We start from the raw sequence: 25,559 nt of genomic DNA on the forward strand, positions 1-25,559 counted from the left end.
TTAGAGGCCCACGTCGTAGCCCCTGGGCCGGAGCGTCAGCACGGCCCGGGAGAACAGCCCCTGGAGCAGGTCCGTGTCGGCCTCTCCGAGGCCGCGCAGCACCTCTCCGATGGGCTGCCCCTCGGCCTCGCGCAGCATCCCCAGCTCGCGCGGCTCGAGGGTGAGCCGCTCGAAGTCGCTGACGACGCGGCCCGTCTCCGCGTCGATCTGCCGGACGATGGGACTGCGCAGGACCCGCAGTGACTCGAAGGGCTCCGGCTCCGGCAACGGCTGCTCCAGGCGCGCCAGGCAGGCCCGCCAGGTCCGGGAGAAGGCCTCGCGGCCGAAGTGGCGCAGGACGTACTCGCGCCCGCGCGCACAATCGCGGGTGACGCCCTCTCGCGAGCGGACGTCCCCGATGATGGCCCTGGCGACCTCCTGGAAGGCGGAGGGGTCACCAAAGGCCATGTCCACGCTCTCGATGACGCGAACGCCGTGTTCCGGCGGGACGTTGTGCCGGTTGTTGCCAATGCCGTTCGTGTAGACGGGGCACCCGTGGAAGACGGACTCCAGCGGGTAGAACCCGAAGGGCTCGGGGTAGACGTTGTACGAGAGGCCGAACTTCGCGAGCTTGAAGAACTGGAAGAGCGCCGGCTGGCTGAGGAACCGCACGGGGATGAGCAGGTCGCCCACCGTCATGCCCAGCGCCTCCAGCAGGGAGCGCGGTCCGGTCATGTCCAGCGGGAAGCCATGGCCGAAGGAGTAGTCGATGAGCGCGAAGTCCTCCGCGTCGACCACCAGGCGGTAGCGGGGCCCGCCCTCCTCGCGTGACATCAGGTTGAGGTGGACGAGGATGTTGAGGACGGCATACCAGTCCGGCTTGCGCGGCTGGAGCGCGTGGCCGACGACGTCTCCGGCCTCGATGGACCGGACGATCTGCTCCGGCAGCTCCGCGCCCAGCATGCGCTCGTCACCCTTGCTGTCGGCGACACAGGGAAGCCCCGCGGCGAAGTCGCTCACCTTGTAGAAGCCCTGCGGGTCCAGGCACTTGCGCCGGCGCATGTCGGGCATCGTGAGCAGGGAGACCAGCACCTCCCGCATGTAGCGCGAGTAGGCGCAGTATTGATTCACGGCGGGGTTGTCCAACCAGAGGTTCTGTCCGCCGATGAGCCCGTGGAACACCACCAGCGACTGCTTCGCGACCGCCGGACCCGGAGGGCGGATCCACAGTCCCTGATCGCAGAAGATGGCGAGGTCCGCCGGAGGGCGCCCCTGAAGCTGGCGCGCGCGGTCCGCGGTGGCGACCGGCATGAGCATGTCGGCGCGGCCCAGCCGGTGCTTGTAGAAGGGAGTGACCTCCGCGCCGAGCTGCTTCAGCTCCTCCTGGATGAGCCCGTTGATGACGCCAGACGCCGTCCGGAATGGCTCCGACTCCACGAACATGTTGACCCGCTGCAACGTCATCGAGTGCTCCTCAAGCGTCAGGTGGGAAGGCGAGGTCATCGGCGGCACCTCGGGGTGGGACGGGATTCGCGGCGTGCTCCAGGGGCTGCTCGACGTCCGCGGTGATGCTCTCGAGCAGCCGCACCCAGTCGCCGAGCAGCGCGGCGACGGATTCGGGGCGGAACAGCTCGGTCTTGTACTCCAGCGTCGCGACCAGTCCCGCGGGGCCATCGGCGATGCCCAGCTTCAGGTCGTAGAGCGTCCACCCACGCGTCTGCATGAGGGGCCGCACCTCCAGGCCGGGAACCCCCGTGGGGCGTCCCTCCTGGTCGGAGAAGGTGAAGCCGATGCGGCAGAGCGCCGGCAGCAGCCGGACCAGCTCCGCGTGGGGCAGGCCCTGATGGGCAAAGGCCTCCAGGTACCGGGTGCGCACCCGGCCGAGCACGTCGCGGAAGGTGCCGCAATCCTGGAGGTCGGTGCGGATGACGAGGTAGCCGGCGAACATGCCGATGAGCCGCTCCAGCTCCGGGCGCAGACGCTGCGCGTGCGCGAAGCCGACGCGCACGTCCTTCTGTCCGGAGCGGCGCGCCAGCAGCACCTGGAAGGCCGCCAGCAGGAGCATGAACAGCGTGACGCCCTCACGCCGGCACAGCGAGCGAAGCCGGGTGGCCAGCTCGGGCGGAAGGGCGAGATCCAGACTCTCGCCCCGGAAGCTCTCCCGTTCGGGGCGCGGGAAGTCCGTGGGCAGGCGCACGTCCTCGGCGGAACCGGCCAGCGCGCGCGCCCAGTACTCGCGAAGCCGCTCCAGCGCCCCATCCTTCAGCCACGCGTGCTGCCAGCGCGTGAAGTCCTGGTACTGGAGGGACAGCTCCGGCAGCGGTGACGGCCGGCCCTCGCGGAAGGCGGCGTAGAGCACCGCCAGCTCGGACGCGAAGATGGAGAACGAGACGAAGTCCGTGATGGCGTGGTGCATGTTCACCAGCAGCACGTGCGCCACGGGTGACAGACGGTAGAGCCGGCATCGCACCAGCGGCCCGCGTGCCAGCTCGAACGGGCGACCGATTTCCTCCCGTGCGCGCCGCAGCGCCTCCGCCTCGTTCTCCGTCACGGAGGCCCCGCCGAGCTCCACCACGTCCATTTCCAGCGGCGCGGGGGGAAGGATGCGCTGCACCGGCACGCCATCCACGAGCGGGAAACAGGTGCGCAGGCTCTCGTGGCGGCGGACAATCTCCTCGATGCCACGCCGCAGGGACTCCACATCGAGCTCACCGTCCAGGCGCAACACCACGGGCGAGGAGTTCAACGGATTGTCCGCGCCGCCCTGCTCGGGAGACCAGTAGACCTCCTGGCAGAAGGACAGGGGCAGTTGCTCGGCCGGCGGCGTGCGGACGACAGTTGGGAGGACCTGACCGTTCGCCAGTTCGGACGCGGAGAGCTTCTCCGCCAGCGCGGCGACCGTGGGGTTCTCGAAGAGGGTCGCCAGCGCGAGCTCCCGCCCGAGGAGCGCGCCAATCCGGGACATGAACTGCGTGGCGATGAGGGAGTGGCCACCCAGGTCGAAGAAGTTGTCGTGAGCGCCCACCCGCTCCACCTGAAGCAGCCCCGCCCACAGGTCCGCCACTATCTGCTCCATGGGCGTGCGCGGGGGCACGTAGGCCTCCGCCGCCCCGGCGCGCTCCGTCTCCGGCTCCGGCAGCGCCTTCCGGTCGAGCTTGCCGCTGGAGGACAGCGGCAGCGCCTCCAGCACCACGTATGCCGCGGGCACCATGTACTCCGGCAGCCGGCCTCGCAGCCACTCGCGCACCGGCCCCACTTCCACCTCTCCGGCCACGTACGCCACCAGCCGCTTGTCTCCCTCCACCTCCTTCACCACCACCGCCGCCTCCCTCACCCCGGGGCACTCGCCCAGCACCGCCTCCACCTCCCCCACCTCCAACCGCATTCCCCGCACCTTCCACTGCCCGTCCCGCCGGCCCACGTACTCCAGCTCTCCCCCCGCCCCCCACCTCACCACGTCTCCCGTCCGGTACAGCCTCGCCCCCGCCTCTCCCGAGAGCGCGTCCGGCACGAAGCGCTCCGCCGTCAACCCAGGCCGCCCCAGGTAGCCCCGCGCCACCCCCTCTCCTCCCACGTACAGCTCCCCGGCCACTCCCACCGGCACCGGCCTCATTCCCTCGTCCAGCACGTACACGCGCACTCGCGGCAGCGGCACTCCAATCCCCACCCGCTCCGCCCTCACCTCCCCCTCCGTCAACGTCGCGCACACCGTCACTTCCGTCGGCCCGTACGCGTTGATGAGCCGCCTGCCCTCTCCCCACCGCCTCACCACCTCCGGCGGGCACGCCTCTCCCGCAGAGATGAGCGTGCGCACTCCCTCCAAGCCTCCGGCCTTCACCTGCTTCAGCACCGACGGCGTCAGCGTCACCACCGTCACTCCCTGCCGCCTCACCGTCTCCTCCAGCGGCCCTCCCGGCAGCAACTCCTCCTTCGGCGCCATGCACAGGCACGCCCCCGCCGAAAGCGTCGAGAAGACTTCGCACACCGACGCGTCGAAGCTCTGCGAGGCGAATTGCAGCACCCGGCTGTCCGGCTTCACCCCGTGCCCCTCCACCACCTCTCCCGCCGTATTCGCCAGGCCCCCGTGCCTCACCATCACCCCCTTGGGCCGGCCCGTGCTTCCCGAGGTGAAGATGACGTACGCCAGGCTCTCCGCGTCCACCCTCACCTCGGGCCGCGTCGCCGGCTGCCTCGTCACCTGCTCCCACTCGGTGTCCAGGCACACCAGCACCTCACCCCGCCACGCCAGCTCATCGGCCAGCTTCTGCTGGGTGAGCACCACGCCGATTCCCGCCTCCTCCACCATCCACCTCACCCGCTGCGCAGGCAGGCTCGGGTCGATGGGCACATACGCGCCGCCCGCCTTCAGCACTCCCAGCATTCCCACCACCAGCTCCGCCGAGCGCTCCACGCACAGCCCCACCCTCACCTCGGGGCCCACGCCCAGGCTTCTCAGGTGGTGCGCCAGCTGGTTGGCCCTCGCCTCCAGCTCGCCGTAAGTCATGCGCCGGCCGCTCGACTCCTCCACCGCCACCGCCTCCGGCCGCTCCTCCGCTCGCGCCTCGAAGAGTCCGTGCCCGCGCACCCCCACAGGCGCCCCCGCCCTCCGCGCACGGCTCCACTCCTCCAGCACCCGCCTCCGCGCCTCTCCCTCCAGCAGCTCCACTTCCCCAATCCGCGCTTCCGGCCTCGCCACCAGCTCCTCCACCAGCCGCCGGTAGCCGCCCGCCATCCGCTCCACGCTCGCTGCCTCGAACAGGTCCGCGCTGTACTCCCACAGGCACGACAGCCCCTCGGGGCCCTCCGTGAGGGCGACGATGAGGTCCAGCTTCGCCGTCCCTGTCTCGAAGGAGAGGCCACTCAACGTCAGTCCCGGCAGCCTCAGCTCGGGCGCCGGCGCGTTCTGCAGGAGCAGCTTCACCTGGAAGATGGGCGAGTGGCCCAGGCTGCGCTCCGGGTTGACCGCCTCCACGAGCTTCTCGAAGGGCACGTCCTGGTGCGCATATGCCTCGAGCGTCGTTTCCCTCACGCGCCTCAGCAGCTCGCGGAAGCTCAGCCCCGCCTCGACCCGCGTGCGCAACACGAGCTGATTGATGAAGAAGCCAATCAGCCCCTCCACCTCGCGCCGGCTGCGGCCCGCGACATCCGTCCCGACGACGATGTCCTCCTGGCCCGCGTAGCGGAACAGCAGCGCGTCGAAGGCCGCCAGCAACACCATGAAGGGTGTGACGCCCTCGCGCCGGCCGAGCTCCCGGACCGCCTCCTGCAACGCCAGCGGCAGGCGCTGAACCAGGTGCGCGCCCCGGTGGCTCTGCACGGCCGGGCGCGGCCTGTCGAAGGGAAGCTCCATCACCCCCGGGGCCCCCGCGAGCCGCGCCTTCCACCAACCCAGCTCCGCCTCCAGCGTCTCGCCGCGCAGCCAGCCCCGCTGCCACGTCGCGTAGTCCGCGTACTGCACGGACAGCTCCGGCAGCGGTGAGGGGCTGCCCGCGGAGAACGCCGGGTAGAGCGCCCCCAGCTCCCGGAGCAGGATGCCCGTGGACCAGGCATCCGACACGATGTGGTGCAGCACCAGCACCAGGACGTGCTCACGCTCGCCCAGCCTGAGCAGCAACGCGCGCAGGAGTGGACCTCGCGCCAGGTCGAAGGGGCCGCGAGCCTCCTCCGCCGCCAGCCGCAGCACCTCGGCACCGCGCTCGGACTCGGGGAGCACCTGGAGGTCGCGCACCTGTATGGGCAGACGCCCACCGGGGTGGATCTCCTGGGCGGGCTCCTGCTCGCGAAGGGAGAACGTGGTTCTCAGTACCTCGTGCCGGCGGATGATTTCCTCGAAGCAGCGCTCCAGCACCCGCACGTCGAGGTTTCCTTCGAGCCTCACCGCCGCCGGGATGTTGTAGAGCGGGCTCCCGGGTTCGAGCCGATCCAGGAACCACAGGCGCTGCTGCGCGAAGGACAGCGGCGGCCCTCCGTCGCGGCTCGCGGGGACCAGCGGCGGCACTGCGCGCCTGCCATCGGCCTCCTGCCGCGCCTCTTCCACGCGCCGGGCGAGCTTTTCGACCGTCGGCGCATCGAAGATCTGCTGGAGCGGAAGCTCCACTCCCAGCAGCGCGTGAAGGCGCGAGGCCACCTGCGTGGCGATGAGGGAGTGGCCACCCAGGTCGAAGAAGTTGTCGTGAGCGCCCACCCGCTCCACCTGAAGCAGCCCCGCCCACAGGTCCGCCACTATCTGCTCCATGGGCGTGCGCGGGGGCACGTAGGCCTCCGCCGCCCCGGCGCGCTCCGTCTCCGGCTCCGGCAGCGCCTTCCGGTCGAGCTTGCCGCTGGAGGACAGCGGCAGCGCCTCCAGCACCACGTATGCCGCGGGCACCATGTACTCCGGCAGCCGGCCTCGCAGCCACTCGCGCACCGGCCCCACTTCCACCTCTCCGGCCACGTACGCCACCAGCCGCTTGTCTCCCTCCACCTCCTTCACCACCACCGCCGCCTCCCTCACCCCGGGGCACTCGCCCAGCACCGCCTCCACCTCCCCCACCTCCAACCGCATTCCCCGCACCTTCCACTGCCCGTCCCGCCGGCCCACGTACTCCAGCTCTCCCCCCGCCCCCCACCTCACCACGTCTCCCGTCCGGTACAGCCTCGCCCCCGCCTCTCCCGAGAGCGCGTCCGGCACGAAGCGCTCCGCCGTCAACCCAGGCCGCCCCAGGTAGCCCCGCGCCACCCCCTCTCCTCCCACGTACAGCTCCCCGGCCACTCCCACCGGCACCGGCCTCATTCCCTCGTCCAGCACGTACACGCGCACTCGCGGCAGCGGCACTCCAATCCCCACCCGCTCCGCCCTCACCTCCCCCTCCGTCAACGTCGCGCACACCGTCACTTCCGTCGGCCCGTACGCGTTGATGAGCCGCCTGCCCTCTCCCCACCGCCTCACCACCTCCGGCGGGCACGCCTCTCCCGCAGAGATGAGCGTGCGCACTCCCTCCAAGCCTCCGGCCTTCACCTGCTTCAGCACCGACGGCGTCAGCGTCACCACCGTCACTCCCTGCCGCCTCACCGTCTCCTCCAGCGGCCCTCCCGGCAGCAACTCCTCCTTCGGCGCCATGCACAGGCACGCCCCCGCCGAAAGCGTCGAGAAGACTTCGCACACCGACGCGTCGAAGCTCTGCGAGGCGAATTGCAGCACCCGGCTGTCCGGCTTCACCCCGTGCCCCTCCACCACCTCTCCCGCCGTATTCGCCAGGCCCCCGTGCCTCACCATCACCCCCTTGGGCCGGCCCGTGCTTCCCGAGGTGAAGATGACGTACGCCAGGCTCTCCGCGTCCACCCTCACCTCGGGCCGCGTCGCCGGCTGCCTCGTCACCTGCTCCCACTCGGTGTCCAGGCACACCAGCACCTCACCCCGCCACGCCAGCTCATCGGCCAGCTTCTGCTGGGTGAGCACCACGCCGATTCCCGCCTCCTCCACCATCCACCTCACCCGCTGCGCAGGCAGGCTCGGGTCGATGGGCACATACGCGCCGCCCGCCTTCAGCACTCCCAGCATTCCCACCACCAGCTCCGCCGAGCGCTCCACGCACAGCCCCACCCTCACCTCGGGGCCCACGCCCAGGCTTCTCAGGTGGTGCGCCAGCTGGTTGGCCCTCGCCTCCAGCTCGCCGTAAGTCATGCGCCGGCCGCTCGACTCCTCCACCGCCACCGCCTCCGGCCGCTCCTCCGCTCGCGCCTCGAAGAGTCCGTGCCCGCGCACCCCCACAGGCGCCCCCGCCCTCCGCGCACGGCTCCACTCCTCCAGCACCCGCCTCCGCGCCTCTCCCTCCAGCAGCTCCACTTCCCCAATCCGCGCTTCCGGCCTCGCCACCAGCTCCTCCACCAGCCGCCGGTAGCCGCCCGCCATCCGCTCCACGCTCGCTGCCTCGAACAGGTCCGCGCTGTACTCCCACAGGCACGACAGCCCCTCGGGGCCCTCCGTGAAGTGCAGGCTCAGGTCGAGCTTCGCCAGACCGCTGTCCAGATGGAGGTGGCGCAGCGTGAGGCCGGGCACGCTCACCTGCGACATGGGCGCGTTCTGGAAGTTGAAGGACACCCGGTAGAACGGCGTCTGACCGGGGTCTCGCCCCGGCTGCAGCGCCGCGACGATGTGCTCCAGCGGCACGTCCTGGTGCTCGTAGGCGCCGACGCACGTCTCCCTGACGCGCCGGAGCGCCTCACGGAAGCTCGGGTTGCCCGACAGGTCCGTCCGCATCACCAGCGTGTTGATGAAGAAGCCAATCAGCCCCTCCACCTCGCGCCGGCCGCGCCCCGCCACGGGCGTCCCCACCGCCACGTCCGGCTGGCCCGAGTAGCGGAGGAGCAGAACGTCCAGGACGGCCAGCAGCACCATGAAGGGCGTGGCGCCCTCGCGTTGCGCCAGCGCCTTCACCGCGCCCCACCGCTCCCGCGGCAGCCGGAAGGTGTGCGAGCCGCTCCGGGCGACCACTCCCGGACGCCGCTGCCAGTCGGTGGGCAGGTCGAGCAGCTCCAGCCCCGCGAGCCGCTCCTTCCACCAGGAGCGTTGCGTCTCCAGCGCCTCTCGCTGGGCCTCGCCGCGCTGCCATGCGGCCCAGTCCGCGTACTGCGTCCGCAGCGGCGGGAGCGCCGGCTGGCCCCCTCGCGAGAAGGCGCCGTAGAGCTCCAGCACCTCGCGGACCAGCACCCCCATCGACCAGATGTCGAAGACGATGTGGTGCAGCACCAGCACCAGCAGGTGCTCCTGCTCGGCCAGCCGCAGCAGCGTGGCGCGCAGCAACGGCCCCTGGAGCAGATCGAAGGGACGCCGCACCTCCTCGTGAGCCAGGCGCCAGGCCTCCGCCTCGCGCTCCTCCACGGGCGGCGTCCGCAGGTCCACGCTCCGCAGCGGGAGCGTCAGCGAGGGCGCGATGCGCTGAACCGGCCCCGCCGGCTCCTCCGCGAAGGTAGTGCGCAAGACCTCGTGGCGCGCGATGAGGGCCTGGAAGCTCTTGTCGAGCGCCACGACGTCCAGCACTCCCTCCACCCTCAACACGATGGGCAGGTTGTAGAGCGCCAGCCCGGGCTGCAGCCTGTCGATGAACCACAGCCGCTGCTGGGCGAACGACAGGGGCACGGCCTGCTGGCGATCACGTGCCGGAATGACGTTCCGGGGCTCCCGGGCCTTCGCGTCCTCCCGCAGCTTGCGCAGCAGCAGCTCGCGCTTCTCGGGAGAGAGGCTCTCCAGGCGCCGCATCAGGTCATTCATGACGCCTCCTCCAGCTCCGCCAGCAGCTCCTCGAGCCGGCCGGCATCCGCCTGCGCCGCCTGGCCCTGGAGGACCGCCATCGCCACTCCCGACACGGTGGGCGTCTCGAAGAGGCCGCGAATCGACACCTCCACGCCAAACGCCTCCCTCACCCGCGAAACCATCTGGGTCCCCAGCAGCGAATGCCCACCCAGCTCGAAGAAGCTGTCATGGATGCCGACACGCTCGAGTCCGAAGAGCTCCTGCCATAGCTCGCAGATGCGCTGCTCGATGGCGTCGCGCGGCGCAACGTACGGCGTGCCCAGCGCTGGCCGGGCGTGCGCCTTCGACCCCGGCGCCCCTTCGCCCACCGACGAGGGAGCCGCCATCGCTGGCGCCGCGACGCGGGCGCGGCGTGCCGCCAGGTCTCCCGTGGAGACGACGAACCGGCCGCCCTCCTCCGCCGCGAGGATGCGCCGGAAGGCGCGCAGTCCCTCGTCCATCGTCAACGCCAGCAGGCCCGGGCTCTCGCTCCAGCCGTCCCAGTCCACGGTGATCCACCGCGTGCCGCTCCGCCGGCCCTGCCGCGCGCAGAAGGCATCCATGAAGAGGTTGGCCGCGGCATAGGCCGAGAAGCCGATGCCCCCCAGCACCGCCGCCAGCGACGACTGGAGCACCACCCACTCCGGGGGCTCCGCTTCCAGGGCCCGCGTCAGCACGCGCAGACCGCGCACCTTGGCCTCGAACTGCGCCTCGCACCGAGCAGCGTCCGTCTCCGAGAGCAGGACGTGCGCGTCCGGCCCCACCACCCCCGCGGAGTGCACGACGCCGTGGATGCGGCCAAAGCGGGCCCGCGCCCGCGCCAGCGCGGCCTCCACGTCACCCTCGCGAGACACATCCGCGCGCAGGACCAGCACCTCCGCGCCCTGCCGCTCCAGCTCCAGCAGCCGCCGGAGGATGCGCGCCGTGGCGTCCTCCGCGTCATGCGACGCGAGCCACGCGTCCCACGCCTCGCGCTCCGGGAGCGCGGTGCGGCTCAGGAGCACCAGCTTCGCCTTCGCCTCGGACGCCAACAGCCCGGCGATGCCGAGGCCGATGCGCCCCAGTCCACCGGTGATGAGGTAGACCCCTCCCTGCCGGAGCGGCACCGGGCTGGAGGGAGGAGGCAGCGACGTGGGAGCGTAGTCCTCCACCCAGCGGCGGCCCGCGCGCAGGGCGACCACCGCGTCGCGCGGCTCCGACTCCAGCTCCGTCACCAGCGCTTCCGCCCACTGCGTCTCCCGAGCCGGCTCTCCGGGCACGACGACATCCACCGCTCGGCAGCGCCAGGCCGGGCCGAGCTCCCGCGGCAGCACGCGGCACGGCCCGAGCGCCAACGCCTGCTCGGGGTGCAGGGGCTCCTCGCCCGTGACGTCCTGGGCGCCCGCGGTGACGCAGGTCAGCTCCACCTCCACGCCGGGCACGCGCGCCGCGAGCGCACGCGCCAGGTACAGCGGCGCGTAGAAGCCCCACGCCAGCGCCGGCTCCAGGGCCGTCGCGTCGTCCCCCCGCGTCTCCGAGGGCGGCGGCCCCACCAGGAAGACAATCCGCTCCGGAGGTCCACCCTGGTCGAGCAGGGCCTCCACGAGCCGCGTGTGGTGCTCCGGCCTGGAGCCCTCCAGCCCGTAGCGCCGGGGGCCGTGTTGCACGAAGTCATCGGAGGGGACCACCTCCACCACGTCGGCCCCACGCGCTCGCAGCCGCTCCACGAGGGGGCCACCCGGCTCGCGCGCGAACACCAGCCACCGCCCTCCCTGTCTCGGCAGCCCGTCCCGCCGCGCCTGGCGCCACGAGGGGGTGTAGAACCAACCCTCGGACTCGGCGCGCCTGGGGACGCGCCCGGGCGGCTCGGACGTGGCCTCCGCGCTCGCGGGCCGGGCGTCCACCCAGTAGCGCTCGCGCTGGAAGGGATACGTGGGCAGCGGGATGCGCCGGCGCCGCTCCGGAGCGTAGAGCTTCGGTCCCTCCAGGCGGGCGCCCGAGAGCCAGAGCCGCCCCGCCGAGCCCAGCAGCACCTCCAGGTCCGGCCGCGCCTCGTAGGGGTGGCGCATCGAGGCGAGCACGGTTGGCTGTTCCGAGGCCCCCTGCCGGACGAGGGTTCCCAACGTCCCGCCGGGACCCACCTCCAGGAAGACGCGAGAGGGCTCGGCGAGCAGCTCCCGCACTCCATCGCCGAAGCGCACGGTGCGCCGGAGGTGCTCGACCCAGTAGTCGGGGTTCGTGGCCTGCGCGGGGGGAATCCAGGTGCCCGTGACGTTGGAGACCCAGGGCAGCATCGGCGGGGACCAGGACACCACGCGCAGGCGCTCCGCGAAGGCTCCCAGGATGGGGGCCATCATCGACGAGTGGAAGGCATGCGACGTGTGGAGCCGGCGGGTGGCCACCCCACGGCCGGAGAGCCGCGTCTCCAATGCGGCCACCTGCTCCGTCGGGCCCGCCACCACGCACAGGGAGGGCGCGTTGACGGCCGCGAGCGACAGCTCCGTCCCCAGCAGCGGCAACACCTCCTGCTCGGGCAGGGACACGGAGAGCATCGCGCCCGCCGGCATCTGCTCCATCAACCGGCCCCGGGCGGCCACCAGCGCCAGCGCATCCTCCAGCTTCAGGACGCCCGCCAGGCACGCGGCGACATACTCGCCCACGCTGTGGCCCACCATCGCCTGCGGCTTCACGCCCCAGGACATCCACAGCTTCGCCAGCGCGTAGGACACGGTGAAGAGCGCGGGCTGAGCCAGCGACGTGCGCCGGAGCTGGTGGTCCGCTTCCTCGGCATCAGCGTCTCGCGCCAGGAGGAGCTTCCGCAGGTCCATCCTCAGGTGCGGAAGCAGGTGCTCGCAGCACGCGTCCACGAGCTTGCGGAAGCCCGGCACCTCCTCATACAGCCCGCGCCCCATGCCCGCGTACTGGGAGCCCTGGCCGGGGAACATGAAGACCACCTGCCGCTGCGTGGCCTCCTGGACATGCGTGAGCAGCCGGGCCGCGTCGCGAGAGGCCAGCGCCACGCGCGCGTCCTCCAGGTCGCGGCAGACGAGCACCCGGCGGTGGTCGAAGCGCCGACGCCCCGAGAGCAGCGTGTGGGCTACGTCCGCCAGCTCCAGTTCCGGCCGCCGCGACAGGTGGGCGGCCAGGTTGTCGGTGGCCTCCTCCAGGGCGCGCTCGTTCCGGGCGGACAGCACCAGCAGGTGCGCGGAGCGCGTGCTCCGCGTGCCCTGGACACGAGGCGCCTCTTCCAGGACTGCGTGCGCGTTGGTGCCGCCAATTCCGAAGGAGCTGACACCCGCGCGCCGAGGTCCCCCGTCCGTCTCCCAGGGGCGGAGGCGGGTGTTGACGAAGAAGGGGCCGCCCGCGAAGTCGATGCGAGGGTTCGGCCGCTCGAAGTGCAGGCTGGGCGGGAGCTGCTTGTGCTCGAGCGCGAGCGCCACCTTGATGAGCCCGGCGATGCCGGCCGCCGTGTCCAGGTGGCCGATGTTGGTCTTCAGCGAGCCGAGCGCGATGGTGCCCGGCGCCCCCGCCCTCGAGCGGAACGCCTGATTCAGGGCGGAGACCTCGATGGGGTCTCCCAGCGGAGTCCCCGTTCCATGGGCCTCGACGTACTGGAGGCTCCCGGCCTTCACGCGGGCGACGCCCAGCGCCTCGGCGATGACGGCCGCCTGCCCTTCCACGGCGGGCGCGGTGTAGCCCACCCGCTCGGAGCCGTCGTTGTTCACCGCGGAGCCGAGGATGACCGCGTGAATGGTGTCCCCCTGCTCCACCGCGTCCGACAGGCGCTTGAGCACCACGACGCCGACCCCGGAGCCACGCACGGTGCCCTGGGAGTGCTCATCGAAGGCGCGACAGTGCCCATCCGGAGACAGGATGTCGCCTTCGCGCGCGAGGTAGCCGGCGCGCTGGGGCAGCGAGATGGATACGCCTCCGGCGAGCGCCAGGTCCGACTCGCCCGACAGCAGCGCCTGGCAGGCCATGTGGACGGCCACCAGGGACGTGGAGCAGGCCGTCTGCACCGCGACGCAGGGACCTCGCAGCCCCAGCTTGTGAGCCACCCGCGTGGGCAGGAAGTCCTTCTCGTTGCTGATGCCGACCTGGTACGTGCCCACCGAGCGGAGCACGTCCATCCGCTGCATCAGGTGCGTGTAGAGATAGGAGGAAGCCCCCGCGCCCGCGTAGAGCGCGATGGGCCGCGGCCAGGACTCCGCGTCGTAGCCGGCATCCTCCAGCGCCGACCAGGCGCACTCCAGGAAGAGACGGTGCTGGGGGTCCAGCACCTCGGCCTCGCGCGGAGTCAGCCCGAAGAAGCCCGCGTCGAAGCGGTCCACGCCCTCCAACGCGAAGGCGGCCTTGACGTAGCCGGGCCGCGCGGCCACGGCTGGGTCCACGCCGGCCGCCGCGAGGTCGTCGTCCTTCAGGAGGGTGAGCGACTCCACGCCCGTGCTCACGTTGTGCCAGAGCGCATCCACGCTCTCCGCCCCGGGGAACCGGCCGCTCATGCCGATGATGGCAACTGCTTCCTCGGGCCCGCCCCACTGCTCACTCATCCTCATCCTCCTGCTGCCGCGATTCATCCCCGCGGCGGCGGGCCTGCCGCCGCTGCCCGGTCCGGGCCTGACGCAGCGCGAACCGTTCCTCCGCCGCTGCCTCGTCCTCGGCTCCGGCGGGGGCGGCGCGCTCCCTCAGCCGCGCCGCGAGCGCTCCGATGCTCGCGTGCTGGAACAGCTCCGTGAGCGGCACGTCGATGCCGAGCTGGCTGCGCATCCGGCTGTGCACCTGGACCAGGCTCAACGAGTTGCCCCCCAGGTCGAAGAACCGCTCCCTCAACCCCACGCGCTCCACCTGGAGCACCTCCTGCCAGAGCTTCGCGAGGCCTCGCTCCAGATCGGTCGTGGGGGGCACGAAGGGCTCGTCACTGCCCGAGCGGTCCATGCCCGGGGCAGGCAGCGCGCGGCGATCCACCTTGCCGCTGGGCGTGAGCGGCAACGCGCCCAGCACGACGTACGCGGCCGGCACCATGTACTCCGGCAGCTGCTCGCGCAGCCACTCGCGCACCCGCGCCACCTCCACCTTCCCGGCGACGTACGCGACCAGCCGCCCTCCCGCCTCGCACACGACGGCCGCGTCCTTCACGTCCGGGTGCCGCGCCAGCGCCGCCTCCACCTCCCCCAGCTCCAGGCGCATGCCGCGGACCTTCACCTGCCCGTCCCGCCGGCCGACGTACTCCAGCTCCCCGTTCTCCACCCACCGCACCACGTCGCCCGTCCGGTACAGCCTCGCGCCCGGCTCCCCGCTGAAGGCGTCCGGCACGAAGCGCTCCGCCGTCAGGTCGGGGCGGCCCAGGTAGCCTCGCGCCACGCCCGCGCCGCCCACGTACAGCTCCCCGGCCACGCCCACGGGGACGGGCCGCAGCCCGTCGTCCAGCACGTACACCCGCGCGTTCGCCAGGGGGCCGCCCAGCGTCACGCGCTCCGCGGACACCGAGCCCCGGCTCACCGTGGCGCAGACCGTTACCTCCGTCGGCCCGTAACCGTTCAGCATCCGCCGGCCCGGTCCCCATCGCCTCACCACGTCCGCCGGGCACGCTTCTCCCGCGGAGATGAGCGTGCGCACCCCCTCAAGGCTCTCCGGGGGCTGGAGTCTCAACACGGAGGGCGTGAGCGTCACCACCGTCACTCCCAGCCGCCGCACCGTGTCCGCCAGCGCATCCCCGGGGAGCAGGGCCTCCCGGTTCGCCACGCGGAGGCCCGCTCCGGCCGCCAGCGTCGAGAACACCTCGCACACCGACGCGTCGAAGCTCGGCGAGGCGTACTGAAGCACCCGGTCGTCCTCCCGGACGCCGTGCGCCTCCGCCACGGCACGCGCCGTGTTCACCAGGCCCCCGTGCGTCACCATCACGCCCTTCGGCAGGCCCGTGCTCCCCGACGTGAAGATGACGTACGCCAGGTTGTCCGGGCCCGCTCCACCCTCCACCCGCCGCGCGGGCCGCGCCTCCACCGGCTCCGCGTCCAGGTCCATACACAGGACCTCCAGGTTCCGGTCGGAGAGCGCCGGCGCGAGGCGCGCCTGGGTGAGCACCACCCTCCCCCCCGCCTCCTCCAGCATCCAGGCCGCCCGCTGCGCGGGCAGCCCCGGATCCACGGGCACGAACGCGCCGCCAGCCTTCAGCACCGCGAGCATTCCCACCACCAGCTCCGCCGAGCGCTCCAGGTACAGCGCCACCCTCACCTCGGGCCCCACGCCCCGTTCCCGCAGCAGGCCGGCCAGCCGGTTCGCCCGCGCTTCCAGCTCCCCGTAGGTCAGCGTCGCGCCGCTCGCGCTCCACACCGCCTCCGCGCCGGGCTTCGCGTCCGCCCACGCCTCGAACACCTCGTGCGCGCACTGGCCGCGGGGCGCGTACTCCTTCGCCGTGCGGTTCCACTCCACCAGCAGCCGCTCCCGCTCCCCGGCCTCCAGCAGCTCGACGTCACCCACGCGGGCCCCGGGGTGCGCCACCATCGCCTCCAGCACCCGGAGGTAGCCCGACACCATCCGCGCCACGGTCCCGGGCTCGAACAGGGCCTCGCTGTACTCCAGCGAGCCCGCGAAGCCGCTGTCCTGCCCGGACAGGGAGAGCGCGAGGTCGAACTTCGACACGCGCTTCTCCAGCTCCAGGGGCGTCGCGGCCAGCGAGGGCAGCACCAGCGGCGTCACCGGTGCGTTCTGCAAGGTGAACAGCACCTGGAAGAGCGGATGCCGGCTCAGGTCGCGCGAGGGCTGGAGCGCTTCCACCAGCTTCTCGAAGGGCACGTCCTGGTGCGCGTACGCCCCGAGCGTCGTCTCGCGCACGCGCCCCAGCAGCTCCCGGAAGCTCCCCGCCGTGTCGATTCGCGTCATCAGCACCAGCGTGTTGACGAAGAAGCCGATCAGCCCCTCCGTCTCCAGCCGTGTCCGCCCGGCAATGGGCGTGCCCACGCACACCGTGTCCTGCCCGGCGTAACGCGACAGCAGCACCTGCCAGCCCGCGAGCAGCACCATGAATGGCGTCACCCCTTCCCGGCTCGCCAGCGCCCTCACGCCCTCCGACACCTCTCGCGACAACCGGAGCGGGTGGCTGGCGCCCGCGGAAGACTGGACGGTGGGCCGGGGCCTGTCCGTCGGCAGCTCCAGCGCGGCGGGGGCGTCCCGCAGCCGCTCACGCCACCACCCGAGCTGCGCCTCCAGCTCGCCGCCCTCCAGCCACTCCCGCTGCCACTGCGCCCAGTCCGCGTACTGCACGTCCAGCGCGGCCAGCCGCGGCTCGCTCCCCGCCGCGCGGGCCCGGTACAGCTCCCCCACCTCCTTCACCAGCACGCCCATGGACCAGCCGTCCGACACGATGTGGTGCATGACCAGCACCAGCACGTGCTCGCGCTCCTCCACCCGCACCAGCGTCGCCCTCAGCAGCGGGCCCGCCCGCAGGTCGAACGGCTTTCGCGACTCCGCGTTCGCCAGCCGCAGCGCCTCCGCCGGCCTCTGGCTCGCGGGCAGGTGCTGGAGGTCCACGAGGGCCAGCGGCAGGGCCCCCTCGGCGGAGATGACCTGGAAGGGCCGCCCGTCCTCCGAGCCGAACGTGGTTCGCAGCGACTCGTGGCGCCGCGCCACCTCGGCGAGCGCGCGCTCCAGGGCCCCCACGTCCAGCGTCCCCTCCAGCCGGAGGGCCACCTGGATGTTGTACGCGATGCTGTCCGGCGAGAGCTGGTCCAGGAACCACAGCCGCTGCTGCGCGAAGGACAGCGGCGGCGGCCCGCTCCGGGGGCGCGCGACGAGCGGCGGCGCGGCGGGCCGCGTCGTGCCGGCACCGATGGCCGTGTCGATCCACCGCGCCAGCTCGGCCACCGTGGGCCGCTCGAACAGCTCGCGCAGCGGCACGTCGACAGGGAATACCTCTCGCAGCCGGGACGCGGCCTGCGTGGCCAGCAGCGAGTGCCCGCCCAGCTCGAAGAAGCTGTCCGTGGCCCCCACTCGCGCCACGCCCAGCACGCCCGCCCACACGCCCGCCACGATTTCCTCGGTGGGCGTGCGCGGTGCCACGAAGCGCGCGGGCTCCTCCGAGGACATCGACTCGGGAGCGGGCAGCAGCTCTCGCGCCAGCTTCCCGTTGGACGTCAGCGGCAACGACTCCAGGGGGATGATGGCCGCCGGCAGCATGTAGTCGGGCAGCCCGTCCCGCAGGGCGCGCCGCAGCTCCTGCGTGTCCAGGGGCCTCCCTTCGCGGGGCACCACGTAGGCCACCAGCCGCTTGTCACCGGACACCTCGCGCACCAGGGCCACCGCGTCCCGCACGGCGGGGTGCCGGAGCAGCGCCGCTTCCACCTCGCCCAGCTCGATGCGGAAGCCGCGGATCTTCACCTGGTTGTCGATGCGGCCCAGATGGTCCAGCTCCCCCGAGGAGCGCCACCGTCCCAGGTCTCCCGTGCGGTACAGCCGCGCGCCGGGCCTGCCGCTGAAGGCGTCCGGCACGAAGCGCTGTGCCGTCAGCTCGGGCCGGCCCAGGTAGCCACGGCCAGGGCCCTCTCCGCCCACGTACAGCTCGCCGATGACGCCCACCGGCGCCAGGTCGCCGTTCGCGTCCAGCACGTAGACCTGCAGGTCCGGGATGGGCACGCCGACGCCGTGGGTGGCGGCCCGCTCCGCGTCGGCCGCGCGCACCGGCCGGTACGTGACGTGGACGGTGGTCTCCGTGATGCCATACATGTTGACGAGCCGGGGCTGTTCCTCCCCGTGCCGGGCAAACCACGGCGCCAGGCTTCCGAACTCGAGCGCCTCGCCGCCGAAGATGACCCACCGCAGGCTCAGCGCCCGGGCGTCACCGGAGGCCGCATCCACATGGATGAGCTGACGGAAGGCCGAGGGCGTCTGGTTGAGCACCGTCACCTTCTCCCGGCACAGCAGCGCGTGGAAGGCCTCGGGCGAGCGGCTCACCAGGTACGGGACGATGACCAGCCGCCCTCCGTGGATGAGGGCACCCCAGAGCTCCCAGACGGAGAAGTCGAATGCGTACGAGTGGAACAGCGTCCAGACGTCATCCGGGCCGAAGTGGAACCAGGGCTCCGTGGCGGTGAAGAGGCGCGCCACCTGCGCGTGGCAGATCTGCATCCCCTTGGGCCGCCCCGTCGAGCCCGAGGTGTAGATGACGTAGCTCAGGTTCTCCGACGACCCCACGGGTGCCGGGTCGTGCTCCGGCTCGCGGGAGATCCGCTCCCAGTCCGAGTCCAGGCAGAGGGTGGGCCGCTCCCGCGGCAACGACGGGACGAGCCGCTCCTGGGTGAGCAGCAGCGCCACGCTCGCGTCCTCCAGCATGAAGGAGAGGCGGTCCTTCGGGTACGTCGGGTCCAGCGGCAGGTACGCGCCGCCGGCCTTCAGGATGCCCAGCAGGCCCACCAGCATCTCCGGCGAGCGCTCCACGCACAGGCCCACCAGCACCTCGGGGCCCACGCCCCGGGCTCTCAGGTGGTGAGCGAGCTGGTTGGCCCTCCGGTTCAGCTCGCCGTAGGTGAGCGCGGCCCCTTCGTACGTCACCGCCACCGCGTCCGGCGTGCTCGCGGCCCACGCCTCGAAGCGGTGGTGGACGCAGGGCTCATGCGCGAAGGACCGGGAGCGGTTCCACCCGGTAAGCAGCCGCTGGCGCTCCTCCGCCGGGAGCATGGACACCGCGGACAGCCGCGCGTCCGGGGTCACGACGAAGCCCTCCAGCAGGGCCCGCAGGTGCGCCAGCATCGTGGCGGCCGTCTCCGCGTCGAAGCGCTCCGTGTCATGGAGCAGCTTGAGCTGCAGCTCCCGGCCGGGCGCGATGACCAGCGTGAGCGGGTAGTTGGTCCACTCGCTCACCACGAAGTCGCGGACGTCCAGGTCCCTCGCCCAGTCCCACACCGCCGAGTCCAGCGGATAGTTCTCGAACACCAGCAGGGACTCGAACAGCGAGACGCCGCGCGGCAGCCCGCTCCAGCCCTGCACTTCCACCAGCGGGCTGAACTCGTACTGGCGCTGCTCGGCCTGGCGGCGTTGCAGCCCTTGCAGCCACGTCCCCAGCCGCTCGCCCGCCGGCAGCCGCATCCGCACGGGCAGCGAGTTGATGAGCAACCCCACCATGGACTCCGCGCCCTCCAGCTCGGCGGGGCGTCCGGACACGGTGGCGCCGAACACGACGTCCTCCACGCCAGCGCTCCGCCCGAGCAGCAGCGCCCAGGCGGCCTGGACCAGCGTGTTGAGGGTGAGCTGGTGCTGCCGCGCGAAGTCCTGCAATGCAGTGGTGCTCGCGGCGGACAGCGACAGGCGGCACAACCGCCGCGTCGCGCCCGTGCGTCCCGGCGCCCGGTCCTCCGGCAACGGCGTCGGCCGCTCCAACCCCGCCAGCTCCTGGCGCCAGTACTGCTCGGCCTTGCGCAGGTCCTGCCGGCTCAGCCACGCGATGTACTCGCGGAAGGCCGGAGCCCGCGGCGTCCGGGGCGTCTCTCCCCGGCCGAAGGACTCATAGAAGGAGAACACCTGCCGGAGCAGCAGGCCCACGCTCCACCCGTCCATCAACAGGTGATGGAAGCTCCACACCAGGTGGTGGACGCGCTCGTCCAGCCGGATGAGGACCATGCGCATCAGCGGCGCTTGCGTGAGGTCCAGGCCCCGGGCGCGGTCCTCCGCCCGCAGCGCCTCCAGCCGCTCCTGCTGCTCCCGCGGTGGCACGCCGCGCCAGTCCAGCTCCCGCCAGGGCAGCTCCGCCTGGGCGAACACCACCTGGAGGGGGCGCTCCAGCCCCCGCCAACGGAAGGCGGTGCGGAGCACCGGCACCCGCGCCATGGCCTCCTGCCACGCGTGACGGAAGGCCGCCACGTTCAGCGGGGCATGGAAGGCGCAGCTCACCTGCTCGAAGTAGGCCCCCACTCCACCGGACAGGATGCCGTGGAAGAGCAGTCCCTCCTGGAGGGGAGACAGCGGGTAGACGTCCTCCACCGCCACTCCGGCGGGCAGCACCCGCGCCAGCGCCTCCGGCCCGACCTTCGCCAGCGGGAAGTCCGCCGGGGTGTAGCGCAGGGTGTCCGGCGACGCGCGCCGCGCCACCAGGGTGCGCAGCGCCTCCAGGCAGCTTCGGGCTACCCGCTCGATGGTGGCACGCTGGTGGAGGTTCTCGCTGTACGTCCAGTCCAGCCGCAGGCACCCGCCGAGGATTCGGCCGCCCACCTCCAGCACCTGGGGACGCAGCCCGCCGGGACCGTGCGTCGGGCCTGTGCCCTCGCGCGCGGGCTCGAAGAGCGAGATTTCCGAGGCGAGTCCGTCGAACTGGCCCAGGTAGTTGAAGGCGACCGCCGCGTCGGGCATCTCCCGGAGCACCCGCGCCGTGTCGTCCTCGCGCAGGTGGCGCAGCACGCCGAAGGACAGCCCGCGCCCCGGCACCGAGCGCACCGCGTCCCGGACACGCCGCAGCGCCTCTCCTTCAGCGCCCTGCCCGGCCACGTCCAGCACCACGGGGTAGGCGGCGGTGAACCAGCCCACCGTGCGGGACAGGTCCACGCCCTCGAAGGGCGCCTCGCGCCCGTGCCCTTCCAGGAGCACGCGCACCCGCTCCGCCCCCAGGCCCTCCCTGAGGGCCAGGGCCAGGGACGCCAGCATCAGCTCGTCCAGGCGCGCGCGCCAGGCCACGGAGGCCTCGCGCAGCAGCAGCGTCGTCTCCTCGTCCAGCACCACCGACACCACGCGCGCCGACGCCACCGTATTGGCGCCGCCCGGCCCATCCAGCCGCAGCGGTTCCACCGGCCGCGCCGCCTGTGCACGCCAGAAGCCGGCCTCCGCGGACAGGTCCGCCTCCACCGCGTACGCGCGGAGCCGCTCCGCCCAGGCCTTGAAGGAAGTCGTGCGCGGCGGCAGCTCGGGCGGCAGACCCCGGCTCAGGCGCCGGTAGGCCGACTCCAGGTCCTCCAGCAGCGTCCGCCAGGACACCCCGTCCACCACGAGGTGGTGGACGACCAGCAGCAGCCGATCCGTGAAGCCGTCGCCCATGGAGAACAGCACCGCGTGCAGCAGCGGCCCGTGGGCAAGGTCCATCTCCGCCTGCACGCGCGCCGCCGCCGCCTCCACCGCGTTCGACCGCGCTTCGGCCGGAAGCCGTGACAGGTCCTCGCGCACGAGCCGAAGAGGACGCTCCTCCGGAGGCGCGATGCGCTGCGCCCAGCCTCCGGACGTGAGCGCGAAGCGCATGCGCAGCGCATCGTGGTGGTGCCAGAGCGCGCGCAGCGCTTCCTCCAGCGCGTCCGCGTCCAGGGGCTCGCGCACCGAGAGCAGCAGGGCCTGGTTGTAGTGATGCGGCTCCGGCAGCTCCCGCTCGAAGAACCAGTGCTGGATGGGCGTGAGCGGAACCTCGCCCACCACCGGCCCCGCCTCCCGGGCGACGGCCTCTTCCGCCACGGCCACCGCGGCCAGGTCCGCCAGCCGCTGGTGCTCGAAGAGCTGCTTCGGGGTGAGCGCCAGGCCCGCCTGCCGCGCTCGCGAGATGACCTGGAGGGCGATGATGGAGTCACCGCCCAGCTCGAAGAAGCTGTCGTGCGCGCCCACCCGTTCGACACGCAGCACCTGCGCCCAGATGGAGGCCAGGAGCTTCTCCGCGGGAGTGGATGGCTCCGCGAAAGCCCCCTGTGCGCGAGGGGCCGCCAGCTCGGGCGCCGGCAACACGCGCCGATCCACCTTGCCGCTCGTCGTCAGCGGCAGCGCCTCCAGCCAGACGAAGGCCGAGGGCACCATGTACTCCGGAAGCCGCCGGCCGAGCGCCTCGCGCAGTGCCGCCACGTCCGGCGTGAAGCCCTCCTCCGCCACTCCATAGGCCACCAGCCGCCGCACGCCTGGCACGTCCTCGCGCACCGTCACGGCCGCGGCCCGCACGCCGGGCTGCCCGCCCAGCACCGCCTCCACCTCACCCAGCTCGATGCGGAAGCCGCGGAGCTTCACCTGGTCGTCCTGGCGGCCCACGAACTCCAGCTCGCCGTTCTCCAGCCAGCGCACCCGGTCGCCGGTACGGTACAGCCGGGCCCCGGCCACCGCGCTGAAGGGAGACGGCACGAAGCGCTCCGCCGTCAGCTCCGGACGGCGCAGGTAGCCTCGCGCCACGCCCTCTCCCCCGACGAAGAGCTCACCCGCGACTCCCACCGGGACGGGCTGGAGCGCGCCGTCCAGCACGTACACGCGCACGTTGGCGATGGGCCGCCCGATGGTCACCCGCTCCGGAGACACCGGGCCCGGGTTCAGCGTGGCGCACACCGTCACCTCGGTGGGGCCATAGGCGTTGATCAGCCGCCTGCCCGCGCCCCAGCGGCGCGCCACCTCGGGCGTGCACGCCTCGCCCGCGGAGATGATTGTCTCCAGCGCCGGGAACTCCTCGGGCTCCTGCTGCGCCAGCACCGAGGGCGTCAGCGTCACCGTGGTGATGGCGCACGAGCGCAGCGTGCCCGCCAGCGCCTCGCCGGGCAGCAGCGCATCCCTCCGCGCCAGACACAGCCGGGCCCCGGCCAGGAGCGTGGAGAAGACCTCACACACCGCGGCGTCGAAGCCGATGGAGGCGAACTGGAGCACACGGCTGTCCGGTCGTACCCCATGCGCCCGCGCCACCGTGAGGGCGGTGCTGCTCAGGCCCTGGTGCGTGAGCAGCGTCCCCTTGGGGCGCCCCGTCGAGCCCGAGGTGTAGATGACGTAGGCCAGGTGCTCCGGTCCGCCGTCGATGCTGGGAGGCTGGGACGGACGTGTTTCGAGGTGACGCGCCTCCTCGTCCAGGCACACGAGCTGCTGCCCCGCGGAGGGCAGCTCGTCCGCCAGGTGCGACTGCGTCACCACCACCGGTGCCCCGGCGTCCTGGAGCATGAAGCCCAGCCGGTCGCCCGGGTTCGCGGGATCCAGCGGCAGGAAGGCACCACCGGCCTTGAGGATGCCCAGCAGGGCCACCACCAGTTCCGGTGAGCGCTCCAGACACACGCCAACGGGTGTCTCGGGGCCCACGCCCAGCGCGCGCAGGTGATGGGCGAGCTGGTTGGCCCGGCCGTCCAGCTCGCGGTAGGTGAGCGCCTGCTCCTCGAAGGTGACTGCCACTGCTTCTGGAGTGCGCTCCACCACGGCCTCGAAGAGCCGGTGGACCCGGCGCTCGGCCGGCAGCGGCGCCGAGGTGTCGTTCCACGCCACCAGCAGCGCATCCCGCTCCGGGCCGGGCAGCAGCGGCAGCTCCGACAGCGGCCGTTCCGGGGCCGCCAGGGCCCCCTCCAGCAGCGTGCGCAGGTGTCCCTGCATCCGCGCCACCGTGGCCTCGTCGAAGAGGTCGGTGCTGAATTCCCACAGCCCCTTCAGCCCCTCCGCCGTGTCCGAGAAGGCCACCGTGAGGTCGAAGCGCGAGGCGCCCAGGTCCACGGGCTCCACCCGCAGGCTCACGCCCGGCAGCTCCAGCGACACGTCCCGCGCGTTCTGGAAGATGAGCTTCACCTGGAAGAGTGGCGATGCGCCCAGGCTCCGCTCCGGCTTGAGGTCGCGCACCAGCTCCTCGAAGGGCAGGTCCTGGTGGGCGTACGCGCCCAGGGCCGCTTCGCGCACCTGCCCCACCAGCTCCCGGAAGGAGCACGCGGGGGTGGGCCTGCCGCGGATGACGAGCTGGTTGACGAAGAAGCCCACCAGCGCCTCCGTCTCGGCGTGGTGGCGGTTGGCGATGTCCGTGCCCACCAGCAGGTCCGTCTGCCCGGTGTAGCGGTGCAGCAACGCCTGGAAGGCGGCCATCAGGACCATGAACGGCGTGGCCCCCTCCCGCAGGGCCAGGTGCCGCACGGCCTCGGCCGCCTCCCGGGGAAGCAGCATGGTGCGATGGGCGCCCTGGTACGTGCTCACCCTCGGGCGGGGACGGGCCATGGGCAGCTCCAGCAGCTGCGGAGCCCCCTGGAGCCGCTCACGCCACCACGCAAGCTGCGCCTCCAGCACCTCGCCCCGCAGCCAGCCGCGCTGCCACGACGCATGGTCCGCGTACTGGATGGGCAGCTCCGCCAGCGGAGGCGGCTGCCCCTTCGTGGCGGAGGCGTAGAGCGCCCCCAGCTCGCGCACGAGCACGCCCAGGGACCAGCCGTCCGCGACGATGTGATGCAGCACGAGCGCCAGCGCGTGCTTCCGTTCATCCACGCGAACCAGCGTGGCGCGCAGCGGCGGCCCCGCGACGAGGTCGAACGGGCGCAGCGTCTCCTCGCGCAACAGCGCCCGGGCCCGGGGCTCGCGCTCATCCATGGGGAGCGAAGCCAGGTCCACCCGCGTCAGCACCCGCTCGGGCACGGGGCCGACGAGCTGCACCGGCCCATCCTGCTCATCGCGGAAGGTGGTGCGCAGCACCTCGTGGCGGCGGACAATCCCGCGCAGCGCGGTCTCCAGCGCCTCCGCGTCCAGCGCGCCCTCCAGCCACAGCACCGCGGGGACGTTGTAGAAGGGGTTGCCCGGCTCCAGCCGATCGAGGAACCACAGCCGCTGCTGGGCGAAGGACAGCGGCAGCGGTCCCGTCCGCGGCACGGGCACGATTCCGGGCCGCGCATCGGCCTCGCCCGCGCGCGACAGGGACTCCAGCCGCCGCGCGAGCGCGGCCACCGTGGGGGCCTCGAAGAGGGCTCGCAGGGGCAGGTCCACCCGGAAGGCCTGGCGGATGCGGGACACCGCCCGGGTCGCCAGCAGCGAATGCCCTCCCAGCGCGAAGAAGTCGTCATGGACGCCCACGCGCTCCGCGCCGAGCAGCCCGGCCCAGATTCCCGCCAGCAGCTCCTCGAAGGGCGTCCGCGGCGCCACCGCGTCCGGTTGCGCCGCCCCGAAATCCAGCGCCGGAAGCGCGCCACGGTCCACCTTGCCGTTTGCGGTGAGCGGCAGCGCCTCCAGCACCCCGAACGCCGAGGGAATCAGATACGAGGGCAGCCGCGCCTCGAGGAACGACTTCAGCGTGCCCGCATCGAGCGTGCCCCCCGGGACGGGGACGGCGTACGCCACCAGCCGCCGGTCCCCGGGCCGGACCTCACGCGCGACCACCACCGCCTCGCGCACGGCGGGGTGCTGCTTGAGCACCGCCTCCACCTCGCCCGGCTCCACGCGGAAGCCCCGCACCTTGAGCTGGTCGTCGCCGCGCCCCAGGAACTCGATGCAGCCATCGGCCCGAAGGCGTGCCCGGTCGCCCGTCCGGTACAAGCGGGCTCCGGCCACCTCACCGAAGGGCGAGGGCACGAAGCGCTCCGCCGTGAGCTCCGGCTGGCCCAGGTAGCCCCGCCCCACCGAGCCTCCGCCAATGAACAGCTCCCCGATGACGCCCACCGGAACGGGCCGCAGGAAC

The 25,559-nt window shown here is 72.5% G+C and carries 4 protein-coding genes (1 of these 4 cut by a window edge); all 4 read right to left on the reverse strand.

The window, feature by feature from the left end; translation table 11 throughout:
* Tightly spaced (each overlapping or abutting the next), the 4 genes in view from K8638_RS38690 to K8638_RS38705 form a layout consistent with a single transcriptional unit that may run on beyond the window.
* Positions 1-1,482: a glycosyltransferase gene (locus K8638_RS38690; protein WP_223759764.1), complete on the reverse strand. Its 1,482-nt coding sequence runs from the start codon at positions 1,480-1,482 to the stop codon at positions 1-3.
* Positions 1,454-9,229, reverse strand: a complete 7,776-nt coding sequence (locus tag K8638_RS38695) for an amino acid adenylation domain-containing protein (RefSeq protein ID WP_223759765.1) — start codon at positions 9,227-9,229, stop codon at positions 1,454-1,456. The genes K8638_RS38690 and K8638_RS38695 overlap by 29 nt, the downstream gene beginning before the upstream one ends.
* Entirely contained in the window at positions 9,226-13,779 is a 4,554-nt protein-coding gene (locus K8638_RS38700; protein ID WP_223759766.1) for a type I polyketide synthase, read from the reverse strand. Before K8638_RS38700 ends, K8638_RS38695 begins: the two co-directional genes overlap by 4 nt.
* Positions 13,772-25,559, reverse strand: partial view of a non-ribosomal peptide synthase/polyketide synthase gene (locus tag K8638_RS38705; protein WP_223759767.1) — the 3' portion only. 4,424 nt of this gene lie beyond the right edge of the window; only the last 11,788 of its 16,212 coding nucleotides appear in the window; the start codon falls outside the window, past its right edge; the stop codon is at positions 13,772-13,774. Before K8638_RS38705 ends, K8638_RS38700 begins: the two co-directional genes overlap by 8 nt.

This window comes from Myxococcus sp. RHSTA-1-4 (assembly GCF_020037125.1).
Taxonomy (GTDB): Bacteria; Myxococcota; Myxococcia; order Myxococcales; family Myxococcaceae; genus Myxococcus.